Consider the following 19,516-nt stretch of genomic DNA (forward strand, 5'->3'; position numbering starts at 1 on the left):
GCCGGGACCCGGCGGCGAGGTCGCGTACGGGCCGGGACCCGGGAGCGAGGTCGCGTACGGGCCGGGACCCGGCGGCGAGGTCGCGTACGGGCCGGGACCCGGGAGCGAGGTCGCGGACGGGCCGGGACCCGGCAGCGAGGTCGCGTACGGGCCGGGACCCGGGGGCGAGGTCGGGTGGGGGGCGGGACCCGGGGGCGAGGTCGGGTGGGGGTCCTGATGCCCGGTCCGGTGGGGGTTTGGGGTCATGTGACGCTCACCTTCCTTGCGAACTTGCGGGCCGCTGGGGCGAGTGCGGCCGTCAGGAGGGCGGTGACTGGTGCGCCCGCGCGGGCGGCCAGGGCGGCCTGGAGGGGGATCATGGCGCGGATTCCGCCGCCGACGGCTCGCTGGGTGAGCGGAGGTGAGGGGTTGAGCGCGGCGTGGAAGAGGGGGCGGGCGGAGGTCACGGCGTAGACGAGGGTGAGGGCTCCGCGGAGGGCGGCTTCTGCAGGGTGCCGGGATGGGCCGGAGCCGGGTGCTGCTCGGTTGGGGGTGAGCCTGGGAGTGCGGAGGGGAACTCGGCCGTGCTTCAGGACCGGGGCCTCGACGGGTGGCCGGCCAAATGTTGGCTCCGACGCGTCAACACGCCCTGGGGGCACGGCTGTCGGGGTGCCCGCAGCGTCCTGCGGTCTTACGGCCATGGGGCGGCGTCCCGGCTGTCCTGCGACTCCCCGGTCGCTCAGTAGCACCCAGGCCAGCGCGCTTGTTGTGGCCAGCGCGGCCAGCGGCGCAGCCGACGAACCACCTTGCGTCTCCTCTCGGGACACCACTGTCACCGCGAGGGTGTGGGTGGCCAGGGTGAGGGCGGAGGGGAGGGCCTGGCGGACGGCTGTACGGCGAGGGGCGTTCGGGCCGAGGAGAGAAGCCGCGGTCTGGGTCGTGGCGCCGGTGGTGGTCGCGCCGAGGAGTACGTCCAGGCCTCGGGCGGTGGCCATGGCCGCCGGGCCCGCAGGGGTCTGTTTGAGCGCGAGGTCGTACGCCCAGATGGTGGCCGCGAGGGGTACGGCGACCGCGAGCGAGCGGCCACCCGCTCGGGCTGCCAGGGCGAGACCCGCCGCAGTCAGCGCTCCGGCCGCCGCGAGCGCCGCGGCCGGGTGGATGCGGCCGGAGGGCAGCGGGCGGTGCGGACGGTCCACGGCGTCCTCGGCCCGGTCGGCCCAGTCGTTGAGGGCCATGCCGGCCTCGTACAGACAGAGGGAGGAACCGATGGCGAGCAGAGTGCGGGAGTTGGGGCGGGCCCCCACCGCGGCGGCGCCCGTGAGCGCGTCTCCGGGGACGGTGAAGAGGGCGGGCAGGCGCAGCAGTTCGGCCCAGGCTCGGGCGCCGGCCCTGGCACTGGTGCCGGCACCGGCACTGACGTCGCCGCTGGCGTCGGCACCGGTGTCGCCACTGGCCCCGGCCCCGGCACCATCCCTGGCCTCGGCACTGACGTCGCGACCGGCGTCGGCACCGGCACTCGCACCGGCATCGGCACCGGCTCGCGCCGACGTTCCGGCACCCGCCGTCCGGCGCCTTCGCGGCGCGCCCGATCTACCCAAGGCACCCGAGGCATCGGAAGCACCCGAAGCACCGAACCTCAACGGCCCGCCCGCCACGAACGCGAACACCGACGCCACACCACCCGACGCCAACCCCAAAGCCGAACCACCCGGCCCGAGCGGTGCACCCGACCCGGGCGACCCATGCGTCCCGCGTACCTCTCCAGACCCGAGCCGCGCACCGGACGTGGACGACTCACCCGCCCCGCGCACCTCACCCGCCCCCCACAACCCCAGCCACCGCACCACCCGCCCCCTCACAGCGCCTCCCCCGAGGATTCGCCAAGCGGCCCCGCCAGCCGTCCCGCCAGGCGGGCCAGCGCCGCGTACTGCTCCCCCAGCCCCGCGGGCGCCACCCCCACCGGGTCCTTGAAGTAGAAGGCCAGCTCGCTCAACGGGCCGGAGAGGCCGATGTCGTGGGCGCGGGAGACGATGCGGGCGAGGTCGAGGATCAGTGGGGCGGCGAGGGCGGAGTCGCAGCCCTGCCAGGTGGTCTGGAGGATCATGCGGGTGCCGAGGAAGCCGTCGAAGGCGATGTGGTCCCAGGCGGTCTTCCAGTCGCCGAGGGCGGGTACGTCGTCGATGTGGACCTCGCCCTGCGGGGCGGCGCCCAGCGTGTCGGCCAGCACCCGCTCCTTGCCGGCGTTCTTGGCCGCGGCGGCGGCCGGGTCGGCGAGGGAGGCGCCGTCGCCCCCACCGAGGAGGTTCGTGCCGGACCAGGCCCGCACTGCCAGGGCACGCTGGGCGAACATCGGGCCCAGCACGGAGCGGAGCAGGGTCTGGCCGGTCTTTCCGTCGCGACCCGCGTAGGGCAGGCCGCCGACCTCGGCCCGGGACGCCAGCGCCGGGTGGTGCAGGCCCGTGGAGGGGGTGAAGTTCACGTAGGGGCAGCCGGCGCGCAGGGCAGCGGCCGCATACAGGGAACTCGGCGGCAGTGCGTCACCGGTGGGCGCGGGCTCCGTGGAGGCCACGTTCACCACGACCGCCCGGGCCAGGCCACATCGCCGTACGAAATCCCGTATGTCCGCGGCGAAGGCCTCGATGAGCTCGGCGGGTTCCCGGGTGTCACCGGGGCCGGGCCCGCCGGGGCGGATCTCCCGGTCGGCGGCGGCCAGTTCGGCCCGCACCGCCGACGGGAGGCCGTACGGCAGGACGCCCCCGGCGGCCAGCGCCTCCGCACGCTTGGGCAGCGGGCAGTCGACCGTGTCGTGACCGCCGAAGACGAGAGAGGACAACGAGGACAGGTCGCAGGCGGCGAACAGGTCGGTTTCGGTGACCATGCCCGTTGGGGCGTGCAGGCCCGCGGTGACGGCCGCGCAGCCCGCGACGACGGTGGTGGCGACGGAGCCGCGTGCTCCGATCAGCCACACCCCCACCCGGGGTTCCGAAAGGACCCTGGGTTCGGAAAGGGACCCGGACATGGGCAGCCTCCTTGTCGTACGTCAACCACGGAGAACAGGAGAAGGAGCACAGAAGCAGAAGCAGAAGCGGGAGCAGAAGCAGGAGCAGAAGCAGGAGTGGAGAAGGGTCGAGACGGCGGGCGGGAGTACGGCGTATCCCGCCCGCCGCCGCTCAGTTGCCCTTCACGGGCAGTTCCTTGATCCGGATGTCGCGGAAGGACACCTCGTCGTCGGATCCGTGGTTCTGGATCCCGACGTACCCGTCGCGCAGGCTCCGGGCCGGATCGGCGTTGGTGAAGTCGTTGATCCGCACGCCGTTGAGCCAGACGCGGAGCCGTTCGCCCTCCACGCGGATCTCGTACGTGTTCCACTCGCCGGGCGGGTTCAGCGCGCGGTCGCGCTTCCTGAGCTCGGCGGACTGGAAGCCGTACACGGATCCCGTGGTCTTCTCGGGCACGTCCGTGGCGTCGATCTGGACCTCATAGCCGTTGTTCACGGCCGACCACGGGTCGTCGGAGGCCGGAAAGCCCACGAAGACACCGGAGTTGTCGTCGCCGGACACCTTCCAGTCCAGCTTCAGCGAGTAGGAACCGAAGCCGGGACCGACGTCGGCACCGAAGCCGGGACCGGAACCCGCGGAAGGAGCACCCGCGTACCAGAGCATCCCCAGCCCGCCGCTCGATGTCAGCGTGCCGTCCTCGCTCAGCGAGAACGAGCCCGGCCCCGCCTGCCGCCAGGCCGACAGCGACTCGGCCGTGCCGTCGAAGAGCGGCCGGTAGCCGTTCTCCGGGCGGCAGTCGGCTTGGGCGTCGCCGACGGCGTACCGGATTCCGCCCAACAGGTGCTGACGGAAGGCGGGTTCGGCGTACGACTCCTTGGTGTGGCCGGCCCCGGTGTAGAAGGCGCGGCCGCCCTGGTACTCCTGGCACCAGGCGATCGGATGGTCGCCGCTCATCGTGCCGCCGGTGTACGAGGACTCGTCGAGCGAGGCCAGGACGTGGGCGTTTTCCCGCGGGTTGGATCGGTAGTTGTACCACTCGTCGGTACGGTTCCACGCTCGCGCCAGTCCCGAGGTCGCCGGGTGTGCCCGGTCCTCGACGTCGACCGTCGCGGGCTGGATCGCCGGGTGCGACTGGAAGTACGCCCCGGCGAGACCGCCGTAGAAGGCCCAGTCGTACTCGGTGTCGGCGGCAGCGTGGACACCCACATAGCCGCCGCCCCGCTTGATGTACCGCTCGAAGGCGCCCTGTTGGGCGTCGTCGAGGACGTCGCCCGTGGTGGAGAGGAAGACGACGGCGTCGTAGTGGGCGAGGTTGCGGGAGGTGAAGGCTCCGGCGTCCTCGGTCGCGTCGACGGTGAAGCCGTCAGTCGCGCCCAACTCCCTTACGGCCGCTATCCCTTCGGGTATCGAGTCGTGCCGGAAGCCGGCGGTCTTGGAGAAGACCAGGACCCGTGTCTCATCCGCTCCCTTCGACGCGGCCGGTCCCGACACGCAGCCGATGAGCACGGCAGCCGCCGCGGCGGACGTCATCACTCGCGCTGGTGCGCGCATCACAGCAACACTCCTTCAGCCGCTCGTCGTGAAGGTGAAGTCGTCCACGTCGTACAGCGCGCCGTTTCCGCTGCTCCCCTTGAAGACGAGGTAGAGCGAGGTCGTGCCGCGTGGTGCGCGGGACAGGTCGGCGCTGACGTCCTGGAAGGTGTCCCAGCCGCCGGTCACCGGCACGGTGGCCTTGCCCAGCAGCCGGCCGGTCGGAGAGCCCGCGCGGACTTCAAGGGTGCCGCCCGCGCCCGCCGACGCGACCCGCGCCGTGATCTTCTGGGCGTTGCTCAGCACGTACGGCGTGAACGAGATCCAGTCGCCGTTGTCGACGTCCCCGACGACCTCGCCGCCGTGGGCGGTGGACTTCGAGTAGACGGTCACTCCCGAGGACGTGCCGAAGTGCTCGGCCTGGCGGTGCTTGGGCTGGACGACGTGCTGGTCGTGGCTGGTCAGCGGAGCCTGGCCGCCGCCACCGGCGTCGGTGTACTCGGCGTCGAAGACCCCGAAGATGTTGGCGTCGTCGTCGTGGCCGTCGCCCGCGCCGGTCACGATGGTGCCGGTGCAACCATTGGCCGAGGTCAGCACATGGCCGTGACTGTCGTGGCCGAGGATGAAGTTGACCTTCACCTTGGCGCAGTCGATCGCCCTGCCGTCCTCCGGGTCGGTGACCTTCACCTTGAACGGAACGGTGTCGCCGAAGTTGAACAGCTGTCCGTCCTGCGGCAGTTGGAGTGTCACCGTGGGCGCGGTGTTGCCGACCACGATCTGCACGCTCGAACTTCCCGTCCGGCCGCTCGGGTCCTTGGCGGTCAGAGTCGCCGTGTAGGTGCCGTTGGTCTTGTATTTGTACGTCGGGTTCGCCGCGGTCGAGGTGCCGCCGTCGCCGAAGTCCCAGCTGTACGTGAGGGCGTCGCCGTCCGCGTCGGTCGAACCGGCCGAGGAGAAGTTCACCTTCAGCTTCGCCTGTCCCGAGGTGCGGTCGGCGGTGGCCTGCGCGACCGGGGAGTGCCCGTCGGTGGCGTTCTCGATCCGGTAGAGGCCCGAGTGCTCGTCGCCGCCGAACCAGGCGGTGCCGTAGTCGAGGACGTACAGCGCTCCGTCAGGTCCGAACGCCATGTCCATCACCTGGGTGCCTGTCCAGGGGATGTCGTTGATGGACTGCACGGCGCCGCTCGCGTCCGATTCGATCCGCTTGATCCAGCGGCGGCCGAACTCGCCCGCGAAGAAGTCGCCGTCGTAGGCCTCCGGGAACTTCACCGGCGAGTCGAGCGAGGCGTCGTAGTGGTAGACAGGGCCGCCCATCGGGGACTCCGAGCCGCTGCCGAACTCCGGGACGGACGCGCCGTCGTAGGGGATCCAGGCGGCCTGGGCCGGGGGCAGGTCGGTGAGACCGGTGTTGTGGGGCGAGGTGTTCTTGGGGGCGGCGCAGTCGAAGGCCGCGCCCGAGGTGCCGGTGGCGAAGTCGTAGTCCACGTAGGCGTCGTTGTCGCCGGTGCAGTACGGCCAGCCGAAGTTTCCGGGGGCGGTCACGCGGGCGAACTCGACCTGTCCTGCGGGGCCGCGCGTCGGGTCGGCGGCACCGGCGTCCGGACCGTACTCGCCGACGTACAGGATGCCCGTCGCCTTGTCGACGCTGAAGCGGAACGGGTTGCGGAAGCCCATCGCGTAGATCTCGGGGCGCGTCTTGTCGGTGCCGGGGGCGAAGAGGTTTCCGTCCGGGATGGCGTACGAGCCGTCGGCGTTGACCTTGATGCGCAGGATCTTGCCGCGCAGATCGTTGGTGTTGCCGGCGGAACGCTGGGCGTCGAAGGCCGGGTTGCGGTCGGCGCGCTCGTCGATGGGCGTGAAGCCCTGCGACTGGAAGGGGTTGGAGTCGTCGCCGGTCGACAGGTAGAGGTTGCCGGCCGCGTCGAAGTCGATGTCGCCGCCGACGTGGCAGCAGATGCCGCGGGAGGCCTGGACGTCGAGGATCTTCGTCTCACTCGCGTTGTTCAGGGTGCCGTCGGCGTTCAGGACGAACCGCGAGAGGCGGTTCACGCCGTCGAAGGGTGCGAAGTCGGCGGCCGTGCCGGTCTCGGGGGCGTCGCCCGCCGGGGTGTTCAGCGGGGGCGCGTAGTAGAGGTAGATGAATCGGTTCTGCGCGAACCCGGGGTCGAGGCCGACGCCCTGCAGGCCCTCCTCGTCGTGCGAGTACACGTCGATCTTGCCCGCGAGTTTCGTGTTGCCCGCGCTGTCGGTGAGGCGCAGTTCGCCGTCGCGCGAGGTGTGCAGGACCGAGCGGTCCGGGAGCACCGCCAGCGACATGGGCTCGCCGACCTCGGGCTCCCCCTTGGCGAGGGTGACCTGCTGGAAGTCCTCGGCGGCGGCGGTGACTTGGGTGGGTCCGGCGACGGCTGCGCCGGCCGAGGGCGAGGTGAGGGTGAGAGACGCGGCCGCCAGGATCGCGCCGCTCAGCAGGGCGAGTGCGCCACGAAGTCTCGGACGTCTGGTGTGCCTTCTGTTCTTCCTGCTACTGGCCTTACTGGCGTACGGGTGCACGAAATGCCTCCATGAAGGGGCTGGTCGTACGGGCGGGTGCCGCGGTGCGGCGATACGCCGGGGTGCGCCGTCACCCCGGAACCTTGAGAGATGTGCGATGTGAACCGCGCGACGTGAAGACCGCGCGACGTGAACTGGGCTGTGCGGCCTAGTCGTTGCCGCCGAACGCCGCGTCGAACGAAGCCGACGGCGGCTCGAAGTCGTAGGCCTTGAGGCGGGTCAGGGCCTCCGGTGCGCCCTGGAGCCGGTCCATCCCGGCGTCCTCCCACTCCACGGAGATGGGACCCCTGTAGTCGATGGAGCGCAGCATGCGGAACACGTCCTCCCAGGGGACGTCGCCGTGGCCTGCGGAGACGAAGTCCCAGCCACGCCGCGGGTCGCCCCAGGGCAGGTGCGAGCCGAGGCGGCCGTTGCGGCCGTCGAGCCGCTTGCGGGCCTCCTTGCAGTCGACGTGGTAGATCCGGTCGCGGAAGTCGTAGAGGAAACCGACCGGGTCGAGGTCCTGCCACACGAAGTGCGAGGGATCGAAGTTGAGGCCGAAGGCGGGACGGTGGCCAACCGCCTCCAGTGCCTTGTGAGTTGTCCAGTAGTCGTACGCGATCTCGCTCGGGTGGACCTCGTGCGCGAACCGCACGCCCTGCGCGTCGAAGACGTCCAGGATCGGGTTCCAGCGTTCGGCGAAGTCCTCGTATCCGCGCTCGATCATCGACTCGGGCGCGGGCGGGAACATCGCGACCAGGTGCCAGATGGCGGAGCCGGTGAAGCCGATGACGGTGTCGACGCCGAAGGCGGCCGCCGCACGGGCGGTGTCGGCGATCTCGGCGGCGGCCCGCTGCCGTACGCCCTCGCCCTCGCCGTCGCCCCAGATGCGCGCGGGCAGGATGCCCTTGTGGCGTTCGTCGATGATGGCGTCGCAGACGGCCTGGCCGACCAGGTGGTTGGAGATCGCCCAGCACTTGAGGCCGTACTTGTCCAGGAGCGCGTGCCGGGACTCGATGTAGGACGGGTCGGCGAGCGCCTTGTCGACCTCGAAGTGGTCGCCCCAGCAGGCGAGTTCGAGTCCGTCGTAGCCGAAGTCGCGGGCGAGACGGCAGACTTCTTCGAGGGGCAGGTCGGCCCACTGGCCGGTGAAGAGTGTGAAGGTACGCGGCATGGTTAAAGGCCTCCTCGAACCGCTATGGGCGTATGGACGGCTATCGGTGTGTAGACGGAGTTCTTCTCGGCGCTCTCCTCCACCGCCGCCAGCACGCGCTGCACCTGCAGCCCGTCGGCGAAGGACGGCACGGGACGCTGTCCGGCCGCGATGGCCTGCACCAGATCGCGGGCCTGGTGCACGAAGCTGTGCTCGTAGCCGAGGCCGTGGCCCGGCGGCCACCAGGCGTCCAGGTAGGGGTGGTCGGGTTCGGTGACGAGGATGCGGCGGAAGCCCGCGTGTGTGCCGGGTTCGGTGTGGTCGTGGTAGGAGAGTTCGTTGAGGCGTTCCAGGTCGAAGGCCAACGAGCCGCGCTCGCCGTTGAGTTCGATGCGCAGCGCGTTCTTGCGGCCGGTCGCGAACCGGGTGGCCTCGAAGGAGGCGAGGGCGCCGGAGGCGAAGCGGCCGGTGAAGAGGGCGGCGTCGTCCACGGTGACCGTGCCGAGGCCGCCGTCGGCTTCTGAGGCCGCCGACAGGCCGCTCGTCGTCCCACCGGGCAGCGGCCGCTCCTGTACGAACGTCTCGGTGAGCGCGGAGACCCCGACGACCGGCTCCCCCGCCAGATACTGCGCGAGGTCGATGATGTGCGCGCCCAGATCCCCGAGCGCGCCGGAGCCCGCGACCTCCTTGCGCAGTCGCCAGGTGAGCGGGAACTCCGGGTCCACCAGCCAGTCCTGAAGGTACGCCGCCCGCACGTGCCGCAGGGCGCCCAGCCGCCCCTCGGCGACGATCGAGCGGGCGAACGTCGTCGCGGGCAACCGGCGGTAGTTGAAGCCGACCATGGCCAACTGCCCGCGCCGCTCGGCCGCTTCGGCGGCCTCCGTCATCGCCTCCGCCTCGGCGACCGTGTTCGCGAGAGGCTTCTCGCACAGCACGTGCTTGCCGGCCTCCAGGGCGGCGATGGCGATCTCGGCGTGGGTGTCGCCGGGGCTGCAGATGTCGACGAGGTCGACGTCGTCCCGGGCGATCAGGGCACGCCAGTCGGTCTCGGCCGCCGCCCAGCCCTGCCGGTCCGCCATGGCCCGGACGGCTTCGCCGTCACGGCCGCAGACGGCGGCGAGGACCGGTCGGCGCGGCAGGTCGAAGGCATGGCCCACGGTGCGCCAGCCCTGTGAGTGGGCGGCGCCCATGAAGGCGTATCCGACCATGCCCACGCCCAATGGCGGCTTCGCGGCTTCGGCGTCCACCGGCGCCCCGGCGGTTGCCTCGGCCTCGTCGCCCTGGTGCGGCTGTCCCATGCGGATGTCCTCCTCGTGGTCGTGACACGGTGGGGGGTAGGGCTGTCCGACGGTCGGCAGATCAGGCCGGAGGGTCTAGACGGCGCCTCGCAGGCCCAGACCCCGCACCTCCGGGATGATCCGCCGGCCGGTCCCCTGGGGCCTAGTCCCTGGGCCGGGCCTCGACGGCCTGATCCGTGGCCCGGGCCCCTGCCTGCCGGCCGCCTCACTTGAAGCCGGTGGCCATGTACTGGCCGACGTTCTCCTTGTCGACGACGGCCGAGTAGAGGGTCAGCGAGGCGGGGATCTCGAGCTCGGAGAGGCCACCGATGCCCTTGCTCTGGCCGAGCGCGCGGGCGAGGTCGATGGCGGAGGCGGCCATGGTCGGCGGGTAGAGGACGGTGGCCTTGAGGACGCCGTCGTCCGCCTCGATGGCCTGCATGGCGGAGAGCGCACCGGCGCCGCCGACCATCAGGAAGTCGTCCCGGCCGGCCTGCTCGATGGCGCGCAGGGCGCCGACTCCCTGGTCGTCGTCGTGGTTCCACAGCGCGTCGAAGTCCGACTGGGCCTGGAGGAGTTGGGACATCTTCGCCTGCCCCGACTCGACGGTGAACTCGGCGGCCTGCCGGGCGACCTTCTTGATGTTCGGGTAGTTCTTCAGGGCCGCGTCGAAGCCCTGGGTGCGCTGCTGGGTCAGCTCCAGGTTGTCGAGCCCGGCGAGTTCGATGACCTTGGCGCCCTGCTTGTCCTTGAGCTTCTCGCCGATGTAGCGACCGGCGTTGAGGCCCATGCCGTAGTTGTCGCCGCCTATCCAACAGCGGTACGCCTGCGGTGAGTTGAAGATCCGGTCGAGGTTGACGACCGGGATCCCCGCCTGCATGGCCTGGAGGCCGACCTGGGTGAGTGCCTTCCCGTCTGCGGGCAGCACGACCAGGACGTCGACCTTCTTGTTGATCAGGGTCTGGATCTGGCCGATCTGCGCCGCGGTGTCGTTGGAGCCCTCGGTGATCTCCAGCGTCACGTCCGAGTACTTCCCGGCGCGGCTCTTGGCGTTGTCGTTGATCGCGTTGAGCCAGCCGTGGTCGGCCTGCGGCCCGGCGAAGCCGATCGTCACCTCCTTGCCGGGGGTGTCGGAGGCGGCCGGCTGGTCGTTCGCCGCGGTGTCGTCGTTGGAATCGTTGCTGGTGCACCCGGCGAGCAGGACACCGGCCCCGACGGCGGCGGTCCCGAAGAGCAGTCCCCTGCGGCTCGTGAGCTCTGGCATGGCGGTGGACCCTTCCCTCAAGTCGTGCTTGCGGTACGGCGCTGGACGAGCACGGCGGCCACGATGATCGCGCCCTTGGCGATCTGCTGGACGTCGCTCTGCAGGTTGTTGAGCGCGAAGATGTTGGTGATCGTGGTGAAGATCAGGACGCCCAGCACCGAGCCGACGATGGTGCCGCGGCCCCCGCTGAGCAGGGTGCCGCCGATGATCGCGGCCGCGATGGCGTCGAGTTCGTAGAGGTTTCCGTTGGTGTTCTGGCCCGAGCCGGACAGGATGATCAGCAGGAACGCGGCGATGCCGCAGCACAGTCCGGAGAGCAGATACAGGTACAGCCGCTGCCGTCGTACGTCGATGCCCGCGAGCCGGGCCGCCTCCGCGTTGCCGCCGACCGCGACCGTGCGCCGGCCGAAGGTGGTGCGGTTGAGCAGCAGCCAGCCGATGATCGTGACGACCGCGAAGACCATGACGAGCGGCGGTATGCCGAGCACGTACGAGTCCCGCTCGCCGAGCTTCAGGATGCCGTCGATGGAGACGATCTGCGTCTTGCCGTCGGTGATCTGGAGTGCCAGCCCGCGGGCCGAGGCGAGCATGGCCAGCGTCGCGATGAACGGCACCATCGCCCCGTAGGCGATGAGGAGTCCGTTGACCAGACCGCAGCCGACGCCGACGAGGACGGCCGTGAAGAGGACGCCCGCGAAGCCGAAGTCCTGGGTGGCGACCGTCGTCGCCCACACCGAGGAGAGGGCGACGATCGCGCCGACCGACAGGTCGATGCCGCCGGAGGTGATGACGAAGGTCATGCCGACGGTGACGACACCGATCACCGAGGCCTGGGTGAGGACGAGTTGGAGGTTTCGGGTGTCGAGGAACTCGTCGGGTTTGGTGATGCCGCCGATGAGGATCAGGGCGGCAAGTACCCCGAGGAGGGAGAGCGTACGGACGTCGGCTCGGGCCGCGACCGTCCGCCACGGGCTTGTCCGGTCCACCGGCGAGACCTTGCGGGTGTCACCGGGCCTGGGAGGTGACGCTGGCTGCGTCATGACGTTGACGTTCCTTCCATGACGAGGTCGAGGACGCGGTGTTCGTCGAGCTCCCGGGCCGGGGCCGTGTGGACGACCCGCCCCTCGCGCAGGACGAGCACCCGGTCGGCGAGGCCGAGCACTTCGGGTACTTCGCTGGAGACCAGCAGAACGGCGAGGCCCTCGTCGGCCAGCCGCCGGATGACGGCGTAGAGCTCGGCGCGGGCACCGACGTCAACGCCTCGGGTCGGCTCGTCGAGCAGCAGCACCCGGCAACCGCGTAGCAGCCAGCGCGCGAGGACCGCCTTCTGCTGGTTGCCGCCGGACAGCGTCCGGATCGGCACGGACGGGTTGTCGGGGCGCAGGGACAGCTCGCGGGTCGCCGCCCGTGCCGCGCCGCGTTCGGCGCCGCGGTCGATCCAACCGCCGCGTGAGAAGCGGGACATGGACGACACCGACACATTGCGGGTGACGGACTCCAGCATCAGCAGTGCCTGCGCCTTGCGTTCCTCGGGCGCGAGCCCTAGCCCGGCGCGTACGGCGGCGCGCACACTGCCGGGTCGCAACACCCGCCCGTCGACGATGACGTGACCTTGCGTCGCCTTGCGCGCCCCGTAGATCGTCTCCAGGATCTCGGAGCGTCCTGAGCCCACGAGCCCGGCCAGTCCGACGATCTCGCCGGGGCGCAGGTCGAGGTCGAGCGGTTCGAACTCCCCCGCACGGGCGAGGCCTTGGACTCGGAGCAGAGGTTCCCCTGAAGGCCGGGTCGTGGGCCGGTCCGGGAAGACGTACTCGACATTGCGCCCCGTCATCAGCGCCACCACCTCGCGCGTCGGCGTGGACTTCGCGGGCAGCCCGCCTGCCACCGCACGCCCGTCCTTCAGCACGGTCACGCGGTCGCCGATGCGGCGGATCTCCTCCAGGCGGTGCGAGATGTAGACGACGGCGACACCGTCCGCGGTGAGGTCTCCGACGATGCGGAAGAGGTTGTCGACCTCGTCGGGGTCGAGGGCCGCGGACGGCTCGTCCATGACGATGAGCCGTACGTCGTGGGAGAGCGCCCGCGCCATGGAGACGATCTGCTGCTGGGCGGCCGACAGTTCACCCACGAGCCGTGCCGGATCGATCTCGGAATGCCCAAGTCGCTTGAGGAGAGCGGCGGTCGACTCCTTCGCCGCCTTTCCCCGTACGACGAAACCGGCGGCCGTGGGTTCATGTCCGAGGTGCACGTTCTCGGCCACCGACAGGCCCTCCACCAGGTCGAGTTCCTGGTAGATGGTGGCGATGCCGAGGCGCATGGCGGCGATCGGCGACCGGAGGGTCACGTGGTCGCCGCGCCAGCTGATGGTGCCGTCGTCGGGCTGGTGGGCGCCGGCCAGGACCTTGATCAGCGTGGATTTTCCGGCGCCGTTCTGGCCGAGCAGACAGTGCACCTCGCCGGCCTGGACGTCGAGGTCGACGCCGTCGAGGGCCCGGACTCCGGGGAACGACTTGGTGATGCCGGACATGGTGAGCAGCGGTGGTTCTGGTGCCATGACGGTTCCCCTTGGCAGGCGTGCGGGCCGGTTGCAGGGCGGTGCGCGTGCGGAGCAGGCGGCGGGTTTCGGGCAGAGCAGAGCAGGGCGCTGTACGGGTGAGGTGACTCGCGGTCGAACGGGCCGCGGCCTTACGCGGGTGAGAACAGGTGGTCGCTGATGAGCCGGGCCCCGCCGATGACTCCGGCGGTGGGGCCCAACTCGCCCAGCACGATGGGGAGATTGCCGGTCGCCAGGGGCAGCGACTGGCGGTAGACCTGGGTACGGATCGCGGCGAGCAGGGTGTGGCCGAGACCCGTCACCCCACCGCCGATCACCACCAGGCCCGGATTGAAGAAGCTGACAAGGCCGGCGATGACCTGGCCGGTACGGTTGCCGCCCTCGCGGATCAGGTCGAGCGCGGTGGCGTCACCCGCGGCGGCCGCGGCGGCGACATCGATCGCGCTCAGGCTGCCGTTCGCCTCAAGACGGGTCGCGAGGTCCGTCGAAAGTCCCTGCTGGGCGGCGTCCGTGGCATCGCGGGCGAGCGCGGCGCCGCTGAAGTGGGCTTCCAGGCAGCCCCGGTTGCCGCAGGCGCACGGGCGGCCGTCGGGCACGGCCTGGATGTGTCCGATGTCGCCCGCGCTGCCTGTCGTACCGCGGTAGACCTCGCCGCCGACGACGATGCCGCAGCCGATACCGGTACCGATCTTGACGCAGAGGAAGTCGCCCACGGAGCGTGCGACGCCCGCGTGCTGCTCCCCCATGGCCATCAGGTTCACGTCGTTGTCGACCATGACCGGGCAGCCGAGATCCTGGCTGAGCGCCTCCCGGACCGGGAAGCCGTCCCAGCCGGGCATGATCGGCGGGGCGACGGGGATGCCCTCGGGGAACCGGACGGGTCCCGGTACGCCGATTCCGGCGCCGTCGAACCCCTCCGCCAACCCCGAGGCCCTCAACTTGGCCGCCATGGCGAGGACTTGCTCGAAGACCGCGACCGGGCCCTCGCGTACGTCCATGGGCTGGTTGATATGCCCGAGGACTTCCAGCTCGGCGTTGGTGACGGCCACGTCGATCGAGGTCGCGCCGATGTCGACGCCGAGGAAGCGCAGCGCCGGTGCGAGCCGGATGTTGTGGGAGCGACGGCCGCCTCGGGAGGCGGCGAGTCCGTCGGCGACCACGAGCCCGGTCTCCAGGAGCCGGTCCACCTCGACGGCCAGCTTCGACCGCGAGAGGTCGACCTGATCACCCAGCTGGGCACGGGAGTTGGGGCCGCCGTCACGCAACAGCCGCAGCAGCCGCGCCTGGTGTGCGTTGGCGGGTCGTGCCGTCATACGTCTCACGAGCCCCTCCCCGCCTCAATTGGCTTGCGTCCACCGGTTCCGGTCACTTCACCGGGCCTGCTTTCGAGTGGAACGTAGCAGCGGCTGCCTGAGGTGGGAAGAAGTCGCGCAGAGATTGCCCTCCACTTTCCCCACAGACAGGACAAAGGAGAGTCCGCGGGCACGTAAAACGGGTCACAGCCAGGGCTGTGACCCGCTCTTCCCGTGTCCGGATCTCGGCCGGGCTACTTCTCCCGCTCGTGGTACATCTTCCGGGTGTGCTCCGTGTGGGTGCGCATGACCGCCGTGGCGCGCTGCTCGTCACGGTCCGCTATCGCCGCTATCAGCTCACGGTGCTCGATCCAGGACTGACGGCCGCGCTGCCGGGCGATCGGCGTGTAGTACCAGCGGACGCGCCGGTCGACCTGTGCGGCCAGCTCGGCGAGGACGGTGTTGCCCGCGAGTTCCATGACCGTCGCGTGGAGCCGGGCGTTCGTCGCGACCGCGGTGTCCACGTCGTCGGCGGCGACCGCACGCTCACCCTCCGCGCACAGCGCTTCGAGGATGGTGATGGCCTCGGCACCGGCGTTGGCGGCGGCGAGCCGGGCGGCCTCGGCCTCCAGGAGCGTACGGACCGTCAGGAGCTGGTCCGCCTCCTCCTCCGTCGGCTCGTGCACGAACGCACCCTGGGCGGGCCGCAGATCGACCCATCCCTCGGTGCTGAGCCGCTGCAGTGCCTCGCGCACGGGCTGCCGGGACACCCCGAGGTGGCCGGCGAGTTCGCTCTCGACGAGGTGCTGGCCCGGCGCCAGGGCGCGGGTGGTGATGAGTTCGAGCAGCGCTTCGTAGACACGGTCGCGCAACGGGCCGGGCCGTTCGAGCTTGGGCACCGCTCCCTGCGGCAGTCCTGTCGACAACATCACGGTCCCCTCCTGGGCAGCGTTGTCGCTGCATTGCGAAAGGCAATTATGAATTGTCTTTCGCCTACAGTCTACGGCGCACAAAGGCCAGCAGGCACAGGAGTTGGGCCAGTCACACCATGATGACGGAGCTGTTCACGGGCAACGGACGACCTGTCCGGCGTACGACAGGTTCCCACCGAAGCCGAACAGCAGGACGGGGTCCCCCTTGGAGAACTCCCCGCGCTCCACGAGCTTGGAGAAGGCAAGCGGAATACTCGCCGCCGACGTGTTCCCCGATTCGACGACATCACGTGCGACGACGGCGTTGACCGCGCCGATCTTCTCGGCCAGCGGCTCGATGATGCGCAGGTTCGCCTGGTGCAGGACGAGCCCGGCGAGGTCCTCGGGGGCGAGTCCCGCGCGTTCGCAGGCCTTGCGGGCGATGGCCGGGAGCTGGGTCGTCGCCCAGCGGTAGACGCTCTGCCCTTCTTGTGCGAAGCGCGAGGGCGTCCCCTCGATGCGCACCGCGTTGCCCATCTCGGGTACCGAGCCCCACAGCACCGGGCCGATCCCCGGTTCGTCGGACGCCTCGACCACGGCGGCCCCCGCCCCGTCGCCGACGAGCACACAGGTCGTACGGTCGCTCCAGTCCGCCACGTCGGACATCTTGTCGGCGCCGATGACCAGTGCCCGGGTCGCGGCGCCCGCGCGTACGGCGTGGTCCGCGGTGGCCAGCGCGTGGGTGAAGCCCGCGCAGACGACGTTGATGTCCATCGCGGCCGGCGAGGGGATGCCGAGCCGGTTGGCGACGCGGGCGGCCATGTTCGGGGAGCGGTCGACGGCCGTGGAGGTGGCGACCAGGACCAGGTCGATGTCGCTCGGCGTGAGGCCCGCTGCGGCGAGCGCCTTGGCGGCGGCGTGCGCGGCCAGCTCGTCGACGGGCTCGTCGGGCCCGGCGATGTGCCGTGTGCGGATGCCCACCCGGCTTCTGATCCACTCGTCGCTGGTGTCGACCAGTTCCGCCAGGTCCTCATTGGTGAGTACCTTGGCGGGCTGGTAGTGACCGACGGCGGCGATCCGTGAGCCGTTCATGGGTGGGTCCCCCTCGTTGCCTTGGGTAGCGGGATCCTCCAGTCTGATCAGTGACCCATGGGTACGACGGCAAGTGATGCCACAGGATTGCGGCGCCGGCGTTGTCGGCTTCTGTCAGCCCTCCGGTCCGCCCGAACGGTCATCCCGTGAACAGCTGAGTCGCCTTCTGTACGAGTTCGTACACCCCGTAGACGAGCGGCGCACCCACCCAGAGCCAAGCAAAGGTGATCAGTGCACGCCGGTCTGGCGGGCTGTCGCTGGTCGCGTCAGGCGGACTGGTGCTGGACATCGGTGGCCTCCCCGGGTGCGGGAATGTGGTGCCGGACATGGACGGGTCGTACGAGTTCGTTGGCCACAAAGCCGACGGCGAGCAGGCCGATCATGATCAGGAACGACAGGCCGTAGAGCGAGGAGCCGGACTTGCCCGCCTCCTCCTGCCGGTCGGCGATCCAGTTCACGATCAGCGGACCGAGCACACCCGCCGTGGACCAGGCGGTGAGCAGCCGGCCGTGGATCGCGCCGACCTGGTAGGTGCCGAAGAGGTCCTTCAGATAGGCGGGGATGGTCGCGAAGCCGCCGCCGTAGAAGGAGAGGATCACCAGCGCGCAGAGGATGAAGAGCGGCTTGGACGAGTCGCCGAACCAGGCGATGGTCCCGTACATCAGCGCGCCCACGCCGAGATAGACGCGGTAGATGTTCTTGCGTCCGATCAGGTCGGAGGTCGAGGACCAGCCGATCCGGCCCGCCATGTTGGCCGCGGAGAGCAGCGCGACGAATCCGGCGGCGGCCGAGACGGACACCGGTGTGGAGGTGTCCGCGAAGAAGTCCGTGATCATCGGGGCGGCCTTCTCCAGGATGCCGATGCCCGCGGTCACGTTCATGCAGAGGATCACCCACAGGCACCAGAACTGCGGGGTGCGTACGGCGCTCCGGGCCGAGACCTGCACTCCGTCGAGAGAGCTGGGGCCGGCCGCGACGGGCTTCTCGGAGCGCGGCACGCGGACCAGCAGCACGCCCAGCGACATGAAGACGGCGTACGTCAGCCCGTGCACCAGGAAGGCGAGCGCGATTCCGGAGGAGTCGGAGCCGAAGGACTCCAGCATCTGCGCGGACCACGGCGAGGCGATCAGGGCACCGCCGCCGAAGCCCATGATCGCGATGCCGGTGGCCATGCCGGGCCTGTCCGGGAACCACTTGATCAGGGTCGAGACGGGCGAGATGTAGCCGATGCCGAGGCCGATACCACCGACGAATCCATAGCCGAACACGATCAGCCAGTACTGCTCGGTGGCGGCGCCGAGCGCGGCGATCAGGAAGCCGGAGGAGAAGCAGACCAGGGCGACGGTCATCGCCCAGCGCGGCCCGTTGCGCTCCACGAGCGTGCCGCCGAACGCGGCGGACAGGCCCAGCATGACGATGCCGAGCTGGAAGGGCAGCGCGCTCTGGGTACCACTGAGGCCGAGCGCGGATTCGAGCGGCGGCTTGAAGACGCTCCAGGCGTAGGCCTGGCCGATGGAAAGGTGAACGGACAGGGCCGCCGGCGGGACGAGCCAGCGGCTCCAGCCGGGGGGTGCGACAGGGGGGCTCATGATCCCAAACGATAGGAAGCGGTTGCTCGTTGGGGAAGCCGGGCGACAGAAACTCGTCGACGGTATGCGATGAGCGGTAACCCTGACGCGACGAACGGCGACCGGGGCCGCCGAACGGTTCACGCCACCGTGATCGCGCCATCGGTCCGGGTACGCGCGAACTCCGGCCCCACACGGCCGAGGAGCCACGCAAAAGCCGTGCAAAGGCAGCGTTGTCGGCCCCCCACGTGCCGTCCCAGCCCTTGCCGCCCATCATTCCATCCTGTAGACAATATTTCGTCGACAGAGTTCGGCAGTTCCTCGGTACCCTCGACCGAACGGAGCGCCACACAGTGAAAGTCGCAGTTCTGGGCGCCGGTGCGATCGGCGCCTACGTCGGCGCCGCGCTGCACCGCGCAGGCGCCGATGTGCACCTCGTCGCCCGTGGACCGCATCTCGCGGCCATGAGGCAGCACGGAGTCCGCGTGCTCAGCCCCCGCGGTGACTTCACCGCGCGTGCCCACGCCACCGACGACCCGGCCGACATCGGTCCGGTCGACTACGTCTTCCTGGGTCTCAAAGCCAACTCGTATGCGGCGTGCGGGCCGCTGATCGAGCCACTGCTGCACGACAAGACAGCGGTTATCGCCGCTCAGAACGGCATCCCCTGGTGGTACTTCCACCAGCACGGCGGGCCACACGACGGCCACCGTGTCGAGAGTGTGGACCCCGACGGCGCGGTCAGTGCGGTGCTCGCGCCCGAACGGGCCATCGGATGCGTGGTATATGCCGCAACAGAGCTGGAAGGGCCGGGAGTTGTCCGCCACCTCGAAGGCACCCGGTTCTCCATCGGCGAGCCCGACCGGTCGACCTCGGAGCGCTGTCGGGCGTTCAGTGAGGCCATGCGGGAGGGCGGGCTCAAGTGCCCGGTCGAGCAGGACCTGCGCAACGACATCTGGCTCAAGCTGCTCGGCAACATCTCCTTCAACCCGATCAGCGCGCTGTCCCGGGCGACGATGCGGCAGATGTGCCTGCACGGCGGCACACGCAGGGTCATCGAGATCATGATGGCCGAGACACTCGCGGTCGCCGAGGCCCTCGGCTGCAAGGTGGGCATCTCCATCGAGCGGCGGCTGGCCGGTGCGGAGCGCGTCGGCGACCACCGCACCTCCACGCTCCAGGACCTGGAGCGCGGCAAACCGCTCGAACTCGACGTGCTGCTGGCGGCCGTCGTGGAGCTGGCGGAGATCACCGAGGTCCCGGTGCCGACACTCCGCACCGTCCACGCCATCTCGGATCTGCTCGCGCTGCGGACCGCCGCATGAGGAGACCCGACCCGCAGCTCCACACCAGGGCCGCACGTCCACC

15 protein-coding genes and 1 pseudogene are annotated in these 19,516 nt (G+C 70.4%); 1 reads left to right on the forward strand and 15 read right to left on the reverse strand.

Annotated elements, in window-relative coordinates; translation table 11 throughout:
• The 15 genes and pseudogenes from ACFWP7_RS38510 to ACFWP7_RS38580 all read right to left on the reverse strand — a co-directional run.
• Nucleotides 1–246, reverse strand: a pseudogene (locus tag ACFWP7_RS38510) (hypothetical protein); the annotation flags it as partial.
• Nucleotides 243–1,577, reverse strand: a complete 1,335-nt coding sequence (locus ACFWP7_RS38515) for an SCO3242 family prenyltransferase (RefSeq protein WP_384391874.1) — start codon at nt 1,575–1,577, stop codon at nt 243–245. The pseudogene ACFWP7_RS38510 and the gene ACFWP7_RS38515, both read right to left, overlap by 4 nt.
• A gap of 257 nt (nt 1,578–1,834) precedes the next feature.
• Nucleotides 1,835–2,998 (reverse strand): inositol-3-phosphate synthase, encoded by a 1,164-nt coding sequence (locus tag ACFWP7_RS38520; protein WP_384391877.1) that lies wholly within the window; start codon nt 2,996–2,998, stop codon nt 1,835–1,837.
• Between the two features lie 151 nt (nt 2,999–3,149).
• Nucleotides 3,150–4,529: a ThuA domain-containing protein gene (locus ACFWP7_RS38525; protein WP_384391880.1), complete on the reverse strand. Its 1,380-nt coding sequence runs from the start codon at nt 4,527–4,529 to the stop codon at nt 3,150–3,152.
• A gap of 15 nt (nt 4,530–4,544) precedes the next feature.
• Nucleotides 4,545–7,058 (reverse strand): PQQ-dependent sugar dehydrogenase, encoded by a 2,514-nt coding sequence (locus tag ACFWP7_RS38530; RefSeq protein WP_384391883.1) that lies wholly within the window; start codon nt 7,056–7,058, stop codon nt 4,545–4,547.
• Between the two features lie 148 nt (nt 7,059–7,206).
• Nucleotides 7,207–8,211 carry a sugar phosphate isomerase/epimerase family protein gene (locus tag ACFWP7_RS38535; RefSeq protein WP_384391886.1) on the reverse strand — a complete coding sequence of 335 codons (1,005 nt, stop codon included), beginning with the start codon at nt 8,209–8,211 and terminating at the stop codon, nt 7,207–7,209.
• 2 nt (nt 8,212–8,213) lie between these two features.
• Complete coding sequence (locus ACFWP7_RS38540; protein ID WP_384391889.1) at nt 8,214–9,488, reverse strand: Gfo/Idh/MocA family protein; 1,275 nt, start codon at nt 9,486–9,488, stop codon at nt 8,214–8,216.
• Nucleotides 9,489–9,693: 205 nt separating this feature from the next.
• A complete protein-coding gene (locus ACFWP7_RS38545) occupies nt 9,694–10,731 on the reverse strand; it encodes a substrate-binding domain-containing protein (RefSeq protein ID WP_384391892.1) in 1,038 nt (345 codons plus the stop codon).
• Nucleotides 10,732–10,748: 17 nt separating this feature from the next.
• Nucleotides 10,749–11,771, reverse strand: coding sequence for an ABC transporter permease (locus tag ACFWP7_RS38550; RefSeq protein ID WP_384391895.1), 1,023 nt, complete (start codon nt 11,769–11,771; stop codon nt 10,749–10,751).
• Nucleotides 11,768–13,285, reverse strand: a complete 1,518-nt coding sequence (locus ACFWP7_RS38555; protein WP_384391898.1) for a sugar ABC transporter ATP-binding protein — start codon at nt 13,283–13,285, stop codon at nt 11,768–11,770. Before ACFWP7_RS38555 ends, ACFWP7_RS38550 begins: the two co-directional genes overlap by 4 nt.
• A gap of 131 nt (nt 13,286–13,416) precedes the next feature.
• Nucleotides 13,417–14,598 carry an ROK family protein gene (locus ACFWP7_RS38560; protein WP_384391948.1) on the reverse strand — a complete coding sequence of 394 codons (1,182 nt, stop codon included), beginning with the start codon at nt 14,596–14,598 and terminating at the stop codon, nt 13,417–13,419.
• Between the two features lie 233 nt (nt 14,599–14,831).
• Nucleotides 14,832–15,506 carry a GntR family transcriptional regulator gene (locus ACFWP7_RS38565; RefSeq protein WP_384391901.1) on the reverse strand — a complete coding sequence of 225 codons (675 nt, stop codon included), beginning with the start codon at nt 15,504–15,506 and terminating at the stop codon, nt 14,832–14,834.
• Between the two features lie 135 nt (nt 15,507–15,641).
• Nucleotides 15,642–16,580: a beta-ketoacyl-ACP synthase III gene (locus tag ACFWP7_RS38570; protein ID WP_384391904.1), complete on the reverse strand. Its 939-nt coding sequence runs from the start codon at nt 16,578–16,580 to the stop codon at nt 15,642–15,644.
• Nucleotides 16,581–16,719: 139 nt separating this feature from the next.
• The gene (locus tag ACFWP7_RS38575; protein ID WP_384391907.1) at nt 16,720–16,869 is read right to left on the reverse strand and encodes a hypothetical protein; all 150 of its coding nucleotides are present in this window, start codon (nt 16,867–16,869) and stop codon (nt 16,720–16,722) included.
• Nucleotides 16,847–18,169: an OFA family MFS transporter gene (locus ACFWP7_RS38580; protein WP_384391910.1), complete on the reverse strand. Its 1,323-nt coding sequence runs from the start codon at nt 18,167–18,169 to the stop codon at nt 16,847–16,849. The genes ACFWP7_RS38575 and ACFWP7_RS38580 overlap by 23 nt, the downstream gene beginning before the upstream one ends.
• A gap of 332 nt (nt 18,170–18,501) precedes the next feature.
• Here ACFWP7_RS38580 and ACFWP7_RS38585 point away from each other — a divergent pair, with 332 nt between their 5' ends.
• The gene (locus tag ACFWP7_RS38585) at nt 18,502–19,473 is read left to right on the forward strand and encodes a 2-dehydropantoate 2-reductase (RefSeq protein WP_384391913.1); all 972 of its coding nucleotides are present in this window, start codon (nt 18,502–18,504) and stop codon (nt 19,471–19,473) included.
• The last annotated feature ends 43 nt before the right edge of the window (nt 19,474–19,516 follow it).

It is taken from the genome of Streptomyces sp. NPDC058470 (genome assembly GCF_042721055.1).
In the GTDB taxonomy this organism is placed as follows: domain Bacteria; phylum Actinomycetota; class Actinomycetes; order Streptomycetales; family Streptomycetaceae; genus Streptomyces.